The 15,528-nt window shown below is 67.2% G+C and carries 15 protein-coding genes; 9 read left to right on the plus strand and 6 right to left on the minus strand.

The window, feature by feature from the left end:
- Nucleotides 1-149 precede the first annotated feature (149 nt).
- Genes JHD80_RS11890 through JHD80_RS11930 form a run of 9 tightly spaced genes read left to right on the plus strand, consistent with a single transcriptional unit; the run spans nt 150 to nt 9,698 of the window.
- The gene (locus tag JHD80_RS11890) at nt 150-1,016 is read left to right on the plus strand and encodes an HpcH/HpaI aldolase/citrate lyase family protein (RefSeq protein ID WP_199087322.1); all 867 of its coding nucleotides are present in this window, start codon (nt 150-152) and stop codon (nt 1,014-1,016) included.
- Between the two features lie 17 nt (nt 1,017-1,033).
- Nucleotides 1,034-1,888, plus strand: a complete 855-nt coding sequence (locus JHD80_RS11895) for an HTD2 family dehydratase (protein WP_199087324.1) — start codon at nt 1,034-1,036, stop codon at nt 1,886-1,888.
- Complete coding sequence (locus JHD80_RS11900; protein WP_199087326.1) at nt 1,885-2,751, plus strand: MaoC/PaaZ C-terminal domain-containing protein; 867 nt, start codon at nt 1,885-1,887, stop codon at nt 2,749-2,751. Before JHD80_RS11895 ends, JHD80_RS11900 begins: the two co-directional genes overlap by 4 nt.
- A 56-nt stretch (nt 2,752-2,807) precedes the next feature.
- Complete coding sequence (locus JHD80_RS11905) at nt 2,808-3,878, plus strand: acyl-CoA dehydrogenase family protein (protein ID WP_199087328.1); 1,071 nt, start codon at nt 2,808-2,810, stop codon at nt 3,876-3,878.
- Nucleotides 3,875-5,038, plus strand: a complete 1,164-nt coding sequence (locus tag JHD80_RS11910) for an acyl-CoA dehydrogenase family protein (RefSeq protein WP_199087330.1) — start codon at nt 3,875-3,877, stop codon at nt 5,036-5,038. Before JHD80_RS11905 ends, JHD80_RS11910 begins: the two co-directional genes overlap by 4 nt.
- Before the next feature lie 28 nt (nt 5,039-5,066).
- The gene (locus JHD80_RS11915; RefSeq protein WP_199087332.1) at nt 5,067-5,975 is read left to right on the plus strand and encodes an SDR family NAD(P)-dependent oxidoreductase; all 909 of its coding nucleotides are present in this window, start codon (nt 5,067-5,069) and stop codon (nt 5,973-5,975) included.
- Between the two features lie 48 nt (nt 5,976-6,023).
- Complete coding sequence (locus JHD80_RS11920; protein WP_199087334.1) at nt 6,024-7,193, plus strand: acyl-CoA dehydrogenase family protein; 1,170 nt, start codon at nt 6,024-6,026, stop codon at nt 7,191-7,193.
- 43 nt (nt 7,194-7,236) lie between these two features.
- Nucleotides 7,237-8,433, plus strand: coding sequence for an acetyl-CoA C-acetyltransferase (locus JHD80_RS11925; protein ID WP_199087341.1), 1,197 nt, complete (start codon nt 7,237-7,239; stop codon nt 8,431-8,433).
- Between the two features lie 2 nt (nt 8,434-8,435).
- Nucleotides 8,436-9,698: an acetyl-CoA hydrolase/transferase family protein gene (locus tag JHD80_RS11930; RefSeq protein ID WP_349237255.1), complete on the plus strand. Its 1,263-nt coding sequence runs from the start codon at nt 8,436-8,438 to the stop codon at nt 9,696-9,698.
- Between the two features lie 36 nt (nt 9,699-9,734).
- Here the strand turns inward: JHD80_RS11930 and JHD80_RS11935 are convergent, their stop codons facing one another.
- The 6 genes from JHD80_RS11935 to JHD80_RS11960 form a co-directional block, all read right to left on the minus strand.
- On the minus strand, nt 9,735-9,974 hold the full coding sequence (locus JHD80_RS11935) for a hypothetical protein (protein WP_199087343.1): 240 nt from the start codon (nt 9,972-9,974) through the stop codon (nt 9,735-9,737).
- Nucleotides 9,971-11,413, minus strand: coding sequence for an amidase (locus JHD80_RS11940; RefSeq protein WP_199087351.1), 1,443 nt, complete (start codon nt 11,411-11,413; stop codon nt 9,971-9,973). The genes JHD80_RS11935 and JHD80_RS11940 overlap by 4 nt, the downstream gene beginning before the upstream one ends.
- A gap of 107 nt (nt 11,414-11,520) precedes the next feature.
- Nucleotides 11,521-12,465, minus strand: coding sequence for a LysR substrate-binding domain-containing protein (locus tag JHD80_RS11945; RefSeq protein ID WP_199087353.1), 945 nt, complete (start codon nt 12,463-12,465; stop codon nt 11,521-11,523).
- A gap of 101 nt (nt 12,466-12,566) precedes the next feature.
- Complete coding sequence (locus JHD80_RS11950) at nt 12,567-12,938, minus strand: cupin domain-containing protein (protein WP_199087355.1); 372 nt, start codon at nt 12,936-12,938, stop codon at nt 12,567-12,569.
- Between the two features lie 62 nt (nt 12,939-13,000).
- Nucleotides 13,001-14,206, minus strand: a complete 1,206-nt coding sequence (locus JHD80_RS11955; protein WP_199087357.1) for an ABC transporter substrate-binding protein — start codon at nt 14,204-14,206, stop codon at nt 13,001-13,003.
- A gap of 98 nt (nt 14,207-14,304) precedes the next feature.
- Nucleotides 14,305-15,525 carry a CaiB/BaiF CoA transferase family protein gene (locus JHD80_RS11960; protein WP_199087359.1) on the minus strand — a complete coding sequence of 407 codons (1,221 nt, stop codon included), beginning with the start codon at nt 15,523-15,525 and terminating at the stop codon, nt 14,305-14,307.
- Between the last annotated feature and the right edge of the window lie 3 nt (nt 15,526-15,528).

Consider the following 15,528-nt stretch of genomic DNA (forward strand, 5'->3'; position numbering starts at 1 on the left):
CCTATGACGAAGTGCGCAAGCTTGTGTGCAGAGCCGGTTCCGTGATCACTCGCTGGAACGAAACGGCCTTCCGGCCTCTCCCGATCGGCAGAACCCGATTCGTCAGCTCCGGCCAACAGCCGGCTAACCCGATCACCCCAAGCGGACCCATGCGCAGCCTCCTCTTCGTTCCTGCCGATTCCGAACGGAAGATCGCCAAAGCGATGGCGGCGACGGCTGACGGCCTGATCCTCGACCTGGAGGACGCTGTCGCGCCTGACAGCAAGGGCACGGCTCGGCGCCTCGCGGCCGAGACGCTGAGCCGCAGCGAGCGGCCCCATGTCGGTGTCCGCGTCAATGCGATCGATACCCCCTGGTACCTCGCCGATCTCCTGGCCATCGCGCCGGCCAAGCCTGCCTTCATCATGCTGCCGAAATGCGCGGGTGCGGCGGATGTCGCACGGCTGGCGCATCAGCTCGACCTCCTGGAGGCGCAAGCTGGCATCGCAGCCGGCAGCATCGGCATCCTGCCTCTGGTGACCGAAAGCGCTGCTGCGGTCCTGCGCTGCGATTTCGCCGGCGCCTCGCCGCGATTGATCGGCCTGTGCTTCGCGGCGGAGGACCTGTCGACCGATCTCGGCATCGCGCCGCGCTCGCCGGCTGGGCGTTATCGCGCGCCGATGCTGCTCGCGCGGGCGACCGTGCTCATGGCTGCCGCTGCGGCGGGCGTCCCAGCGGTCGATACGCCCTATCCCGTTCCGGCCGATCTCGACGGCTTGCGTCGCGAGAGCGCGGATGCGCTGGCGGACGGCTTTGCCGGCAAGCTCTGCATCCATCCCGGCCAGATCGACATCGTGAACGAGGTGTTCTCGCCCAGCGCCGCCGAGATCGATTGGGCGCACAAGATCGTGACGGCCTTCGAGGCGGCGCATGGCAGCGGCGTCATCTCGCTCGACGGCAAGATGGTGGACCGCCCGCATCTCGAGCGGGCGCATCGGCTGCTGCGCCGGGCCGCGCCGCTTCAAGCGGCAGAGTGAGGGGAGCGGAGGCGGGCATGGCTGACGCAATCGACATCGCGCATCTGCAGAGCTGGGTCGGGCGCAACCAGTCCAACGGCGAGACCGTGACCAGCCTGCAAGCGGCGCAGCTCGCCGCTCTCTTCGACCGGGAGGCGCCGCCGCGCCAGGGCGATATCGTGCCCGGCCTCTGGCATTGGGCCAATGCCTTTCCGCCGCAGCGGCAATCCCTGATCGGGCCGGACGGCCATCCGGTGCGTGGCGGTTTCCTGCCGCCCGTGCCACTGCCGCGGCGGATGTGGGCGGGCGGTGACGTCACGTTCCTGCGCCCGATCCGGGTCGATGCCCTGCTGCGCCGCAATTCGACCATTCGCAGCGTCACGCTGAAAGAGGGCGGCAGCGGTCCGCTGGTCTTCGTCCAGGTTCAGCATGAAATCTCCGATCGCGAGGGGCCGGCGATCTCGGAGCTCCAGAACATCGTCTATCGCGACGATCCGGCGCCCGGCCAGCCGGCGCCAAAGGGCAAGCCGGCTCCGGCGGATGCCGATCACAGCCGGCCCTGGCATCCCGACGAGGTCGCGCTGTTCCGCTATTCGGCAGCGAGTTTCAACGGCCACCGCATCCATTACGACCTACCTTATGCGCGGGAGGTCGAAGGCTATCCGGGGCTGGTGGTGCAGGGGCCTTTCACCGCGACCATGCTGTTCGCCACCGTTGCCGAACAGGTCGAGCAACCTATTGTAAGCTTCTCTTATCGCGGGATGAAGCCGCTTTTTGCCGGTGATGCCCTGACCGTCGCGCTGAAGGCGACGGGCGAAGGGCAATACTCCGTCTGGACTGCGGACAGCACCGGCGAGATCGGCATGCAGGCCGAGGCGAAGGTGGCTCCATGACAGGAGCAGCGACCACTTTCGATCCGGCGCGGCTGCTCGCCTATCCGATCCCGGAGGTGGAACAGTCCTTCACGGCGAAGGACACGATCCTTTACGCGCTGTCGATCGGGCTGGGGCAGGATCCGCTCGACGAACAGCAGCTTCGCTATCTCGATCATCATCGCGCGCTCGCTGCCGTGCCGTCCCAGGCCGTGGTGCTGGGCTATCCCGGCTTCTGGATCGGCAATCCCGCGACCGGTGTCGATCCGCGCTGCGCCCTGCATGGCGAGCAGGAGATCGCGCTGCATCGACCGCTGCCGGTCAGCGGATGGATAGTCGGCAAGACGCGGATCACGAGCCTGATCGACAAGGGGCCGGGCAAGGCCGCGCTGCTCTACACTGAGCGGCGGATCGTCGACGCCGAGAGTGGCGCGCTCATCGCGACGACATCGATGTCGCATTTTCTGCGCGGCTGCGGCGGGTTCGGCGGTCCCGACGGTCCCGTGCCGCCGGTCCACGCGGTCCCGACGGCGGCGCCGGACCTGACGATCGAACTGACCACGCGGCCGGAGCAGGCGCTGCTCTATCGCCTGAACGGCGACGACAACCCGCTGCATGCGGACCCAAAGCGGGCCGCCGAGGCCGGTTTCTCCCGTCCGATCCTGCACGGCCTCTGCACCTTCGGCGTGATCTGCCACGCCGTCCTGCGCGGGCTCCTCGATTACGACGCGGCGCGTCTCAAGCGGATGAAGCTGCGCTTCTCGGCGCCGGTCTATCCCGGGGAGACGATTGCCGTCGATCTCTGGCGCGACGGCAGCTTCCAGGCGCGGGTGCCCGAACGCGATGTGCTCGTCGCCACGAACGGACTGGCCGTGACCGGCTGAACGACAACAAGGCGGCGATCGGGCCTTGGCGCTGGTTGCTGCAGGGAGAAGACGACATGGCCTTGGACGAGGAGCGGCTCGAAAACGTGCGGATGCTGCGCGAGAGCGCTGCCGCCGTCGCCGACAGGAGCGATCTTTCACGGGTTCGGGCTCAGCGCTTCCGGCAGCCCGGCTTCGACCGCGCCGTCTGGCGGCAGATGGGGGAGCTCGGTTGGCTCGGCCTCCGGCTGCCGGAGGAGCGGGGCGGGGCAGGGCTCGGCATGGCCGAGCTGATCGCACTGACGGAGGAGCTGGGCGCCGCGCTCGCGCCGGAGCCGTTCATCTCCGCCTTGATGGCCACCGACATGCTGGACGGAGCACGTCTCGAAGCGGCCCTGACCGGCGAAGCGGTCATTCTCGCGGCCTGGCAGGAGAAGCCCCGTCAGCTCGACGGCGAGGTCGAAACCTCCTTCGTCGACGGACGCGTCAGCGGGCGGAAGCTTCAGGTGCCCATGGCGCTGGGCGCTGACGCCTTCGCGGTGACGACCCCGCAGGGCGTGGCGATCGTCGATGCCGGGGATCCCGGCCTGAGCATCGAGATCACGCCGGCGCAGGACGGTGGCCATTGGGGCACGCTGACCTTCAATGGGGCTCGTGGCGAACCGGGCCGGGCACCGCGCGAGAGCTGGCTGGATGAAGCGGTTCTCGCGACGGCGGCTACGCTGCTCGGCATCATCGATGCCACGCTGGAGCGCACCGTCGACTATCTCAACGTTCGCCAGCAGTTCGGCGTGAAGATCGGCACATTCCAGGCCTTGCAGCACCGTGCCGTCGACCTGAAGCAGCAGGCGCTCCTGACCCGCGCCAGCATCGAGGATGCTGCCGCGATCATGGACGAGGGGCAAGGCCCGGCCGCGAAGGCCGCTTCCTCCCGTGCCAAGGCCCGCGCCAGCGACGCGGCGCTGATCGTGACCCGGCAGGCGATCCAGCTTCATGGGGGCATCGGCTATACCGACGAGCACGATATCGGGCTCTTCCTGCGCAAGGCCATGGTGCTTGCGCCTTCGCTCGGCGATTCCGCCCTTCACCGCCGCCGCTTCGCGCAGTTCCAGACGCAAGCCGATGCCAAGGAAGGGTTGCCCGCATGAGCGCCTCCCGCTACACCCTCGACGACTACAATGCGCTCGGCGATGATGACTTTCGCGCGCTCGTCCGCGACTTCCTGAAGGAATGTCATCCGCCGGAGCTGCGCAATCCGGTTAAGCGCCTGCACTGGGATGAGGCGAAGCCCTGGTACATGGAATTGTCCCGCCATGGCTGGCTCGCGCCGAACTGGCCGAAGCAATATGGCGGGATGGGGCTCTCGGCCTCCAAGCAATTGATCTATGTCGAGGAGTTCGAGAATTTCGGCGCGGCCCGCACGCCCGATCACGGCATGATGCTGTTCGGCCCCTTGCTGATCCGCTACGGCAGCGAGGAGCAGAAGGCTCATTTCCTGCCGAAGATCCTCTCCGGCGAGCATATCTGGTGCCAGGGCTATAGCGAGCCCAATGCCGGCTCCGATCTCGCGAGCCTGCGCACGCAAGCCGTGCTCGACGGCGACGAATGGGTGATCAACGGCCAGAAGACCTGGACCACGCTCGGCGGCGATGCCGACTGGATCTTCATGCTGGTGCGCACCGACCCGGCCGCCAAGAAGCAGGAGGGCATCAGCTTCCTGCTCGTGCCGATGAAGAGCAAGGGCGTCTCGGTCAAGCCGATCGTCAATCTCGACCTGCAGGATGAGTTCAGCGAGGTCTTCTTCGACGATGTCCGCGTGCCCAAGGCGAACCTTGTCGGTGAGCTCAACAAGGGCTGGAGCATGGCCAAGGCGCTGCTCGGCTTCGAGCGCATCTTCCTGGGCTCGCCGCGCCAGTCGGCCCATGCCTTCGCGCGGCTGAAGGGGCTCGCGCAGCATTACGGCGTCTGGGACGATCCGATTGTGCGCGATCGCTACAATCAGCTCTGGCTCGATCTGGAGGATCACAAGGCCCTCTACGAGCGCTTTGCTGATATCCTGCGTCGTGGCGAGACGCTTGGCGCCGACGTCTCGCTGCTCAAGCTGAACCAGAGCGAGCTCTATCAGCGCATTTCCGAGTTCATGCTCCAGATCGCCGGCGAGGATGGCGGGAGGCTCGAACCGGTCGACGGCAATGCCGACCTGCATGCGCCGGGCATCTTCCTCACCGCACGGGCCGCCACGATCTATGGCGGCGCCTCCGAGGTCCAGCGCAACATCATCGCCAAGAACGTCCTGCGACTGCCCTGAAGCGGCCGCGGAGCAAGGGAGAACGAACATGCTTCTGGACGGAAAGGTTTCAATCGTCACGGGCGCCGGCGGCGGCATCGGTCGCGCAGTCGCTCTGGCGATGGCCCGCGAGGGCGCGGCGGTGGTCGTCAACGATGTCGGCGCCTCGCTCGGCGGCGATGGCCAGTCCGCCTCGCCGGCGCAGGAGACTGTCGCGCTCATCGAGCGGGAAGGCGGGCGCGCCGTCGCCAATGCCGACAGCGTGGCGGAATGGGAGGGCGCGCGCCGGATCGTGCAATGCGCGCAGGACAGTTTCGGGCGGCTCGACGCCGTCGTGAACAATGCCGGCATCGTGCGCGACGGCATCTTCCACAAGATGGAGCCGGAGCAGTGGCTTGCCGTCATCAATGTCAATCTGAACGGCGTGTTCTATGTCAGCCGCGCGGCGGCGGACGCTTTTCGGGCGCAGCAATCCGGCGCCTTCGTCCACATGACCAGCACCTCCGGCCTGATCGGCAATTTCGGCCAGGCGAACTATGCCGCAGCCAAGCTGGGCGTCGCGGCGCTGTCGAAATCGATTGCGCTCGACATGCAGCGCTTCGGCGTGCGCTCCAACTGCCTCGCCCCCTTCGCCTGGAGCAGGATGACCGACTCGATCCCGGTCGACAGTCCCGAGCAGAAAGCCCGCGTGGAGCGGCTGATGAAGATGACGCCGGACAAGAACGCGCCGCTCGCGGTCTTCCTCGCCTCGGATGCGGCGCGGGAGGTCAACGGGCAGGTCTTCGCCGTCAGGCATAACGAGATCTTCCTGATGGGCCAGAGCCGGCCTCTGCGCTCGGTCCAGCGCAGCGAGGGCTGGACGCCGGAGACGGTCGCCGAGCATGCGGAACCTGCCTTGCGCGCGTCCTTCGTGCCGCTCGATCGCAGCGCCGACATCTTCACCTGGGACCCGGTGTAAGCGACGGTTCAGATCGAACCCGCCCGCGCCAAAGAACGAGTCGAAGCCATGACGACAGATCATCATCACACGGACGCCCATGCCGATATCCGCGACGCGGTCGCCAGGCTCTGCGCGGATTATCCGGGCGAGTACTGGCGCAAGCTCGATCGCGAGATGGCCTATCCGACTGAGTTCGTCACGGCGCTGACGGAAAGCGGCTTTCTCTCGGCGCTGATCCCGGAGGAGTATGGCGGTGCCGGCCTGCCGCTCTCGGCGGCGGCGGTGATCATGGAGGAAATCCAGCGGCAGGGCTGCAACGGCGCCGCCTGCCATGCGCAGATGTATGTGATGGGGACGGTGCTGCGCCACGGCACCGAGGACCAGAAGCAGCGCTACCTCCCCAAGATCGCCTCGGGCGAACTCAGGCTTCAGGCCTTCGGCGTCACCGAGCCAACCAGTGGCACTGACACCACGGCTTTGCGCACCACTGCGCGGCGGGAGGGCGACCACTACATCGTCAACGGCCAGAAGATCTGGACGAGCCGCGCCGCCCAATCCGACCTGATGCTGCTGCTCGCCCGCACCACGCCGCGCGATCAGGTCGCCAAGCGCACGGACGGGCTCTCGGTCTTCATCCTCGATATGCGCGAGGCGCTGAAGGACGGGCTGACCATCCGGCCAATTCGCACGATGATGAATCATGCGACCACCGAGGTCTTCTTCGACAATGTGAAGGTCCCGGCCGCCAATCTCGTCGGCGAAGAGGGCAAGGGCTTCCGCTACATCCTCTCGGGCATGAATGCCGAGCGCATCCTGATCGCATCCGAATGCGTCGGCGACGCCAAATGGTTCATCGACAAGGCCTCCAACTACGCCAGGGAGCGCCATGTCTTCGGCCGGCCGATCGGCCAGAACCAGGGCATCCAGTTCCCGATCGCCAAGGCCTACGCGAATATGCGCGCTGCCGAACTGATGGTGCGCGAGGCGATCCGCCTCTACGAGGCCGGCGCCAATCCGGGCGCGGAAGCGAACATGGCCAAGATGCTGGCGGCTGACGCGTCCTTCGAGGCGGCCAATGCCTGTATCCAGACCCATGGCGGCTTCGGCTTCGCCGAGGAATACGATGTCGAGCGCAAGTTCCGGGAAACGCGGCTCTATCAGGTCGCGCCGATCTCGACGAACCTGATCCTTTCCTATCTCGCCGAGCACGTCCTCGGCATGCCGCGCTCGTACTGAGCTTCGGACCACCCAATCAGCCCGCTATCGCCGGAGAGCCACCATGCGCCGCGCCGCCATCGTCAGTCCAGTCCGCACACCGGTCGGCGCCTTCGGCGGCGCGCTCAGGCCGGTCTCCGTCGAGAAGCTCGGCTCGATCGTGGTGACCGAGGTTCTCAAGCGCACGGGGCTCGACCCGGCGCTGATCGAGGACGTCGTCTTCGCCCAGTCCTATGCCAATAGCGAGACGCCCTGCGTCGGCCGCTGGATCGCGCTGGAGGCTGGTTTGCCGGTCCATGTGCCCGGCATGCAGCTCGACAGGCGCTGCGGCGGCGGGCTGCAGGCGATTACGACGGCGGCGATGATGGTGCAGAGCGGTGCCTGCGACGTTGTTCTCGCCGGCGGCGTCGAGAGCATGAGCAATATCGAGTACTACACCACCGGCGCGCGCTGGGGTGGCCGCTCCGGCTCGATGATGCTCTACGACCGGCTCGATCGCGGTCGCGAGCGTTCGCAGCCGGTGGAGCGTTTCGGTTACATCTCGGGCATGGTCGAGACGGCCGAGAACCTCGCCCGCGACTATGAGATTACGCGCGAGGCGGCGGATTCCTATGCCGCGCAGAGCCAGCAGCGCGCCTCCGCAGCCTGGGCGGAAGGCCGCTTTTCCGAGGAGGTCGTGCCGGTCGGCGTGCCGCAGAAGAAGGGCGATCCGCTCGTCGTCGCGAAGGACGAAGGCCTGCGGCCGGATACCACGGCGGAAATCCTGGCCAAGCTCAGGCCGGTCATCGCCGGCGGCACCGTGACGGCCGGCAATGCCGCGCAGCAGAACGATGCCGCCGCCGCCTGCCTGATCGTTGCCGAGGACAAGCTCGCCGAGCTCGGCCTGACGCCGCTCGGTTTCCTCGTGGGCTGGTCGGCGGCCGGATGCGAGCCGGGGATCATGGGCATCGGCCCGGTGCCGGCGACCGGGCGTGTCCTGAAGAAGACGGGGCTGAAGCTCGACGAGATGGACCTGATCGAGGTCAACGAAGCTTTCGCCGCGCAGGTCCTCTCGGTGCTGAAGGCCTGGAACCTGGAGGATCAGAGCCGCGTCAACGTCAACGGCTCCGGCATTTCGCTCGGCCACCCGATCGGCGCGACCGGCGTGCGCATCATGACGACGCTGCTGCACGAGATGAAGCGCCGCGGCGCCCGCTACGGCCTGGAAACGATGTGCATCGGCGGCGGGCAGGGCATGGCCGCGATCTTCGAGGGCGCTTGAGCGTGGCGATCGAGACGACGGTCGAGGCGCTCGACCTCCCGGCACTGATCCGCCCCGGCAGCATGGTCTGCTGGGGCCAGGCCTCGGCCGAGCCGCTCACCCTGACGCGGGCGCTGATGGCGCGTCGTGCGGAGATCGGGCGCTTCGACGTCTTCGTCGGCATGGGCTGGAGCGAGACTGCCGATCCCGCTTTCGCCGATCAGGTCCGGTTCTATTCCTATTGCGCCACCGGCTCGAATCGTCGCCTTGCCGCCGCCGGCTGCCTCGACATCATCCCCTCGCACTACTCGTCATTGCCGCGCCTGCTGGCGCCGCGCGTCGACGTGCTCCTGCTTCAGCTCGCGCCACCCGATGCGGAAGGGCGCTACAGCATGGCGGCGGCCTGCGAATATCTGCGCCCTCTGGTCGACAGCGCCCGGCTGGTGATCGCCGAAGTCAACGACCAGGCGCCGGCCACGCCGAGTCTACATGGGCTGACCGCGGCCGATATCGACATCATCGTGCACAGCTCGCGCCCCTTGGCGACGATGCCTTCGCCCGCGCCGGGTGCGGCGGAGAAAGCGATCGGACAGGTCATTGCCGGGCTGGTCGAGGACGGCGCGGTGCTCCAGGTCGGGCTCGGCTCATTGCCGGAAAGCGTCTTGCTGGCCTTGAGCGGCCATCGCGATCTCGGCGTCCATTCCGGCCTGATGACCGACGGCATGGCGGAGCTGATCGAGCGGGGCGTCATCACCAACGCGCGAAAGCCGGTCGATGCCGGCGTCAGCGTGACCGGACTGCTCGCAGGCAGCAGGCGCCTGACCGATCTGGCCCACCGCAACCCGGCTTTCGCCCTGCACGAGACCGCCTATACGCATGATCTCAACGTGTTGGCACGGCTCGACCGGTTCACGACCATCAACGCCGCCGTGGAGGTCGACTTGACCGGCCAGATCAACGCGGAGGAGGTCGCCGGCCGCTATGTCGGCGCGGTCGGCGGCGCGCCCGATTTCCTGCGCGGCGCGCATCTGGCGGCGCGGGGGCGGCCGATCATCGCTTTGCCGGCGACGGCGAAGGGGCGTGACGGCCCGGTCAGCCGCATCGTCGCGACGCTCGGTGGGCCGGTCAGTACCTCGCGCGGGGATGCCGGGATCATCGTCACCGAATATGGCAGCGCCGATCTGCGCGGTCTGTCGCTGCCAGAGCGGCGCGCCAGGATGATCGCGATCGCCGCACCGGAGTTCCACGAGGAGCTGGAGCGGGCAGGGCACGCCGCTCCGACGTAACGAAGCGCTCCCGAAGCCTCGGATCGCCTGCCGCCGTCACCGCTCGCCGGAAGGCGTCTCCGCTTCCGCGCCCGGCATGAAGCGGCGCGGATCGAAGCCGCAGGCCGGCTCGATGGACGGATCGCGATCGCTCCGGAGGGCGTCGAGCATCGGCTCCAGATGGCGATAGGCCTCGACCAGATCGTCCAGATGCTCAGGCGAAAGATCGAGGCCGGCCCGTTTCGCCAGAAACGCGACCTCCTCGCGGGTTGCGGCGTTTCTGCTTGCCTCGCTCATGGTGAAACCTCCTGAAAACTAGGGCGGCGCAAATGCCAGCCCGTGGCGCGTTCATAGGTGTGCCCAATGCGGAGAACCGAGGCCTCGTCGAAGGGGCGCCCGGCAATCTGCAGCGAGATCGGGAGGCCCGAGGACGAGAAGCCGCATGGGATGACGAGCGCAGGCAGGCCGGTCACGCTGAAGGGCATCGTCATCGGGTGCTTTTGGCCGGGCGAGCCGGCTGCGGGATCGGCGCGGTCGGCCAGCGTCGCCCAGCCTGGGGTCAGCAAGGCATCGAACCGGTCGAAATGCGCCATGGTCCGCTTCGCCAGCTCGCTCCGCTGCCTCTGCGCCCGGACATAGTCCTGCGCCGACAGGAGGGCTCCGGTCATGATGCGCGTGCGCGGGAGCTTCCCGAAATCGCCGGGGCGCGCCTTGATCTCTCGTTCGTGGATCGCAAACATCTCCGCATGCGAGATAGCGACTTTGGTAGCGACGAAATCCTCCAGCGGATCGAGCGCTATCTCCTCGATCTCGGCGCCGAGCGAAGCCAGGCGTTCGGCAGCCTCGTCCACCGCTTTCACGATTTCCGGATCGGCGACATCGGCATACCAGTGCCGGACGAGGCCGAGGCGCAGCCCGCGAATGTCCTCCGACAAGGCAGCGGCGTAGCGTGGCACGGGCTCGTCGATCGATCCGATGCTCTCGGGATCATGGCCGGCGACGACCTCCAGCATCAGCGCGCAATCCTCGACAGTACGCGCCAGCGGGCCGGCCGTATCGAAGGTGTAGCCGTGCGGATAAACTCCGCTGCGGCTGACCCGGCCATAGGTCGGCTTGAGGCCGGCGAGCCCGCAGGAGGCCGACGGGAAGCGGATCGAGCCGCCGCTATCGGTGCCGAGCGAGCAGGGGACGAGGCCGGCCGCGACCGCCGCGCCACAGCCGCTCGACGAGCCGCCCGGAAGATGGTCCCGGTTCCAGGGATTGCGCGTCATCGGCCAGGGCAGATCCAAGGATGGACCGGTGACGGCGAATTCCCAGCAGGCGGTCTTCCCGATGAGGATGCCCCCGGCCGCATTCACGCGTTCGATCACCGCTGCGCTCGTGGCCGGAACACGCTCGGCATGGACGCGCGAGTTCGATGTCGTCCGGATACCTGCGGTATCGATATTGTCCTTGGCGGAGAACGGAATGCCGTGGAGCGGGCCACGGTCAATTCCGGAGGCGATCTCCTCGTCGGCGATCCGGGCGCGGGAGAGCGCATGCTCTTCCGCAATGGTGAGGAAGCTGAAGATTCCGGGATCCCGTTCCCGGATCCGCGCGATACAGGCTTGCGTTAAGGCCTCGGCCGATACCTCGCCCGCTCTCAAGGCGCGGCCGATTCCGGCGATGCCGCGGTCCAGCACCGGCGCCTCCGTGGCGGGTGGCTTGGCGCGGTCATGTTGGGCGGTGATCATCATCGATCCCTCTCTGCAGCTCAGTCAAAGGGCAGGCGTAGAACAATCGATTGTTTGAATAACAAGCCGTAGCGGATGCTGTCGCAGTTTCCATTTCCGGCTATGGCGCTTCACGCAAGCGAGGCGACGAGATCGTGGCGCTGGATCAGTTCGCTCAGGATGGTGCCGAGCAGTTTCTCAACCGCGAGACTTGCCGCGCTGACCTCTCGGCCGGGCTTGCGCACGACATAGGCGGTTCGCTGCATCTTGGGATTTGCGATCGGTACCAGCTTGAGCTCGCCGCGCACGACCTCCTCCATCACCGCAGCATGCGACAGGATCGTATGGGCGCTGGCGCGCGAGACGATCGAGACGATGTGGCGCAGTGCGTCGATTTCGAGGGCAACGTCGAGCTGGACGTTCTGGGCCTTGGCATAGCGCTCGATCAGCTCGCGCAGGCCATGGAGCCGGCTTGGCAGGACGAGCGGAATCTGGGCGAGAGAGGCGAACTCGACCGGGGCGAGGAGAGGGCCGTCCGAGGGCGGCGATGCCGCCCAGTTGTCGGGCGCGGTGACGAGGAAGAGCTCTTCCTTGAGCAGGGGCTTCACGTCGAGATGGGCACAGTTGAGACCCTGATAGACGATGCCTATGTCGATGTGCTCTTCCTCCACCCAGTTGAGCACATAGCCCGACATCGACTCCGCGATGCGCAGCTTCACGTCGGGCAATTCCTGCCGGACGGTTTCGGCCAAGGGCACGCTGAGCAGCAGGGCGATCGACGGCGGGAAGCCGATTACGACGGAGCCCTTGGCCTCGCCGCCGAGCTGGGCGACATCGGTCAGCGCCTGATCGACGCTCTCAATGATGGCCTGGCCGCGATTGGCGAAGAGGCGTCCGGCATCCGTGAGCTGGATGCCGCGATTGCCGCGGATCAGGAGCTGCACCATCAGCGCGTCTTCAAGGCGGGCCAGCATCTCGGAGAGCGAAGGTTGCGACAGAGCCAGCCGCGCCGCGGCGGCCGAGATCGAGCCGGTTTCGGCGACCGTCACGAAATAGCGGATCTGGCGAAGGTCCACCGATGATTTCGGCTTGCGCATGTGTTCGCTGTCCAATGCCTGTGCCGTGGCCGACTATGCCGGGCGCGGTCGATGGCTCCTGGGGAGGCGCGCGGCGCCCCTCAGAGCTTTGCGTCTTCGTAGTACTGCACTTCGAGAAGGACGCAGCCGCCCTCCGAGCGGATCGGGCCGTGCGGCGTGCCCGGTGGGCGGAAGACATAGGCCTGTTCGGCGAAGGCCCCGAAGCCTTCCGCCTCGCGGACGCCGCGGATATCGCCACTGATCAGCATCGCCTCCTCAAAGTAATCGTGGACCAGCGCCTGCTGCGTCTCGACGCCGGGGCCGAAGCGGACGAGCCGGGTCCGGCGGCCGGTCTTCCGCGCCTCGTCGAACGTGCTCGACAGGGTCAGAACCTCCAGCCCGGGAAAGCCGGGCAGGGCCTCCCAGACCAGCGCTGCGATCGGGGTGAGCGTGTCGACGGCAGGTTTCGCCATGGTTCTTCCCTCCCTCTCCGGCAGAGACGCAGCGAGGCCAAAGCTCGCCGCATCGGCTCTCGTCACTTCTTGACCAGGGGGCAGTCGCTTTCGCTGAGCGGGCGGAAGGCCTTCTCTCCCGGGATGACCACGACCTGCTTCAGGAGATCCCACGGACCCTTCGACTCCGCCGGCGTCTTGACCTGGACGAGATAGGTGTCGTGCACCATGCGGCCGTCCTCGCGCAGCTTGCCGTTCCTGGCGAACATGTCGTTGACCGGCAGTTCGCGCATCTTGGCCATGACGGCGGAGGATTCGTCGGTGCCGGCGGCCTGGACCGCCTTGAGGTAATGCGTCACCGCCGAGTAGACGCCGGCCTGGCTGTCGTTCGGCGCCGCACCGTGACGCTTCAGGAAGCGCTCGGACCAGGCCTTGGCTTCCGGGCTCTGGTCCGGGAAGAAGCCGGTCGCGAAGACGGTGCCCTGAGCCAGTTCGAGGCCGATCGCCTTTATGTCGGTGAGGAAGGCGACGATGGCGACGAGCTTCTGCCCGCCCGCATCGATGCCGAATTCATGCGCCTGCTTCACCGCCGTGATCAGGTCGGAGCCGGCATTGCCGAGCGCAATGTACTTGGCGCCCGAGCCTTGCGCCTTGAGCAGGAAGGCGGACATGTCCGGGCTGTTCAGCGGGTGCTTGACCGTGCCGACGACCTGGGCGCCCAGCGGGATGATGAAGCGCTCGGTCGCCTTCTGCAGGGACTCGCCGGCGATGTTGTCCATCACCATGAAGAACCATTTGTCGCCGGGCTGCCTGGTGAGCGCCAGCGCGAGCGTCTTGCCGGCGGAATAGCTGTCATAGACCCAATGGACGCCGGTCGGGGAGCATTGCGCACCGGTGGCGAGCTCGGGCGCGCCGGTGGCGATCATCGTGATCTTCTTCTTCTCCTTCGCCAGCCCCTGGACGGCCAGCGCCACGGCGGAGTTGGGGAGATCGACGATCATGTCGACGCCGTCCGTGTCGAACCAGCCGCGCGCGATCGCCGAGGCGACATCAGGTTTCTGCTGGTGATCGGCCGAGATCATGGCGATCGGCTTGCCCAGCACCTGGCCGCCGAAATCCTCAATCGCCATCTGGGCGGCCGTGACCGAGCCCTTGCCGGAAACGTCGGAATAGGTGCCGGCCATGTCGGTCAGCACGCCGATCTTGACTGCGCCGTCCGACGATTGCGCCAGAGCCGACGAAGCGAGGGCTATGGCGGCCGTCGTCACCAGAAGCATCTTCCTGATCATGGTTCCCTCCCCAGGGCATCCTGTCCGGCGGATTATGCGGTGCCGGTCCGGCGGAGCCCCGATCCGCGTTTCCATGGGGCAATTCGTTCGGCGTCGTTTCAGCCGGCGAGCGAGCGGGCGCGGGCCGGTTCTTCCGCCAGGCTGATCACGCCATCATCGCGCAACGCGTCGACCTCCATGTTGCTGAAGCCGGCGCCGCGCAGAACCTCGCGGGCGCCCTGGCCGAGTGCCGGGGCGGCGTTGCTCGCAGGCAGGTCGCCCGCCATCCGGAACGGCAGGAGAAAGGGTAGCTGCTGGGCAAGGCCGGCTCCGCTTTCCCAATCGAGGAAGCCGTTCTCCCGGTTCTGCGGCTCGGCGAGCGCCTCGGCCGGCGACAGGATGGGGCTGCACGGAATGCGGGCGGAGCGCAGGGTCGCCAGGCATTCGGCGCTGCTGCGCCCGCGGCACCAGTCCTTCATGAAGGCGCTGAGCACCGCGCCATGCTCGCCGCGGCCGATATCGTCGGCGAAGCGGGGATCATCAAGCAGATGCGGAGCGCCGACGATCAGCGTCCAGCGCTCGAACATCTGCTGGCCGATCACCTGCACGATGATCCAGCCGTCGCTGGTCGCGAAGATGTCGGAGGGACCGGCGATCGGGCTACGATTGCCGATCGGCGTCCGGCTACGCTGCCCGGATGCCTCTTCGATCAGGATCGGGTTCATCATGGTCAGTGCGGTGCTGAGCAGCGAGGTCTGCACCTCCTGCCCGCGGCCCGTGCGGCTGTGCTCGTGGATCGCGGCCAGCGTCGCGAAGGCCGAAGCCAGCGCGGTACCGTAGTCGACATAGGAGACGGCGGCGCGGAAGGGCTGGTCCTCCCAGCCGCTGAGATGGATCGCGCCGCTCATCGCCTGGCCGGTGCCGTCGAAGCCGATGCTGTCGCGCTGCGGGCCGCCTTCACCATAGGCGGTGATGTTGGTGAGGATGATGTCGTGCTTGAGCCGGCGCAGCGCCTCGTAGTCGAGCCCGACCTTGGCCAGCGTCTTCGGCACCATGTTGGCGATGACGACATCGGCGTTGCGGACGAGCCGATGCGTGACCTCGGTCGCGCGGGGATGGCGCAGGTCGATCGGCAGCGAGCGCTTGTTCCGGTTGACGTGGAGGTACATCGCGCCCGCCTCGGGGCTGACCGGCATGACGAAGCGGTCGTCATTGCCCTCCGGCGGCTCGACCCGGATCACCTCGGCGCCAAGCGCGCCGAGCAGCGAGGCGCAATAGGGCGCCGCGATATAGCGCCCGAAATCGAGAACGCGAATGCCGGCAAGGGTGCCTTCCGTCATGTC

Source organism: Allobosea sp. ASV33 (assembly GCF_016428755.1).
Taxonomy (GTDB): Bacteria; Pseudomonadota; Alphaproteobacteria; order Rhizobiales; family Beijerinckiaceae; genus Allobosea.

Coding starts and splice junctions, on each gene's coding strand:
- JHD80_RS11955 (WP_199087357.1), bottom strand. CDS start 14,206: ATGATCAGGAAGATGCTTCTGGTGACGACGGCCGCCATAGCCCTCGCT.
- JHD80_RS11935 (WP_199087343.1), bottom strand. CDS start 9,974: ATGAGCGAGGCAAGCAGAAACGCCGCAACCCGCGAGGAGGTCGCGTTT.
- JHD80_RS11925 (WP_199087341.1), top strand. CDS start 7,237: ATGCGCCGCGCCGCCATCGTCAGTCCAGTCCGCACACCGGTCGGCGCC.
- JHD80_RS11905 (WP_199087328.1), top strand. CDS start 2,808: ATGGCCTTGGACGAGGAGCGGCTCGAAAACGTGCGGATGCTGCGCGAG.
- JHD80_RS11910 (WP_199087330.1), top strand. CDS start 3,875: ATGAGCGCCTCCCGCTACACCCTCGACGACTACAATGCGCTCGGCGAT.
- JHD80_RS11890 (WP_199087322.1), top strand. CDS start 150: ATGCGCAGCCTCCTCTTCGTTCCTGCCGATTCCGAACGGAAGATCGCC.
- JHD80_RS11900 (WP_199087326.1), top strand. CDS start 1,885: ATGACAGGAGCAGCGACCACTTTCGATCCGGCGCGGCTGCTCGCCTAT.
- JHD80_RS11950 (WP_199087355.1), bottom strand. CDS start 12,938: ATGGCGAAACCTGCCGTCGACACGCTCACCCCGATCGCAGCGCTGGTC.
- JHD80_RS11895 (WP_199087324.1), top strand. CDS start 1,034: ATGGCTGACGCAATCGACATCGCGCATCTGCAGAGCTGGGTCGGGCGC.
- JHD80_RS11940 (WP_199087351.1), bottom strand. CDS start 11,413: ATGATGATCACCGCCCAACATGACCGCGCCAAGCCACCCGCCACGGAG.
- JHD80_RS11920 (WP_199087334.1), top strand. CDS start 6,024: ATGACGACAGATCATCATCACACGGACGCCCATGCCGATATCCGCGAC.
- JHD80_RS11960 (WP_199087359.1), bottom strand. CDS start 15,525: ATGACGGAAGGCACCCTTGCCGGCATTCGCGTTCTCGATTTCGGGCGC.
- JHD80_RS11915 (WP_199087332.1), top strand. CDS start 5,067: ATGCTTCTGGACGGAAAGGTTTCAATCGTCACGGGCGCCGGCGGCGGC.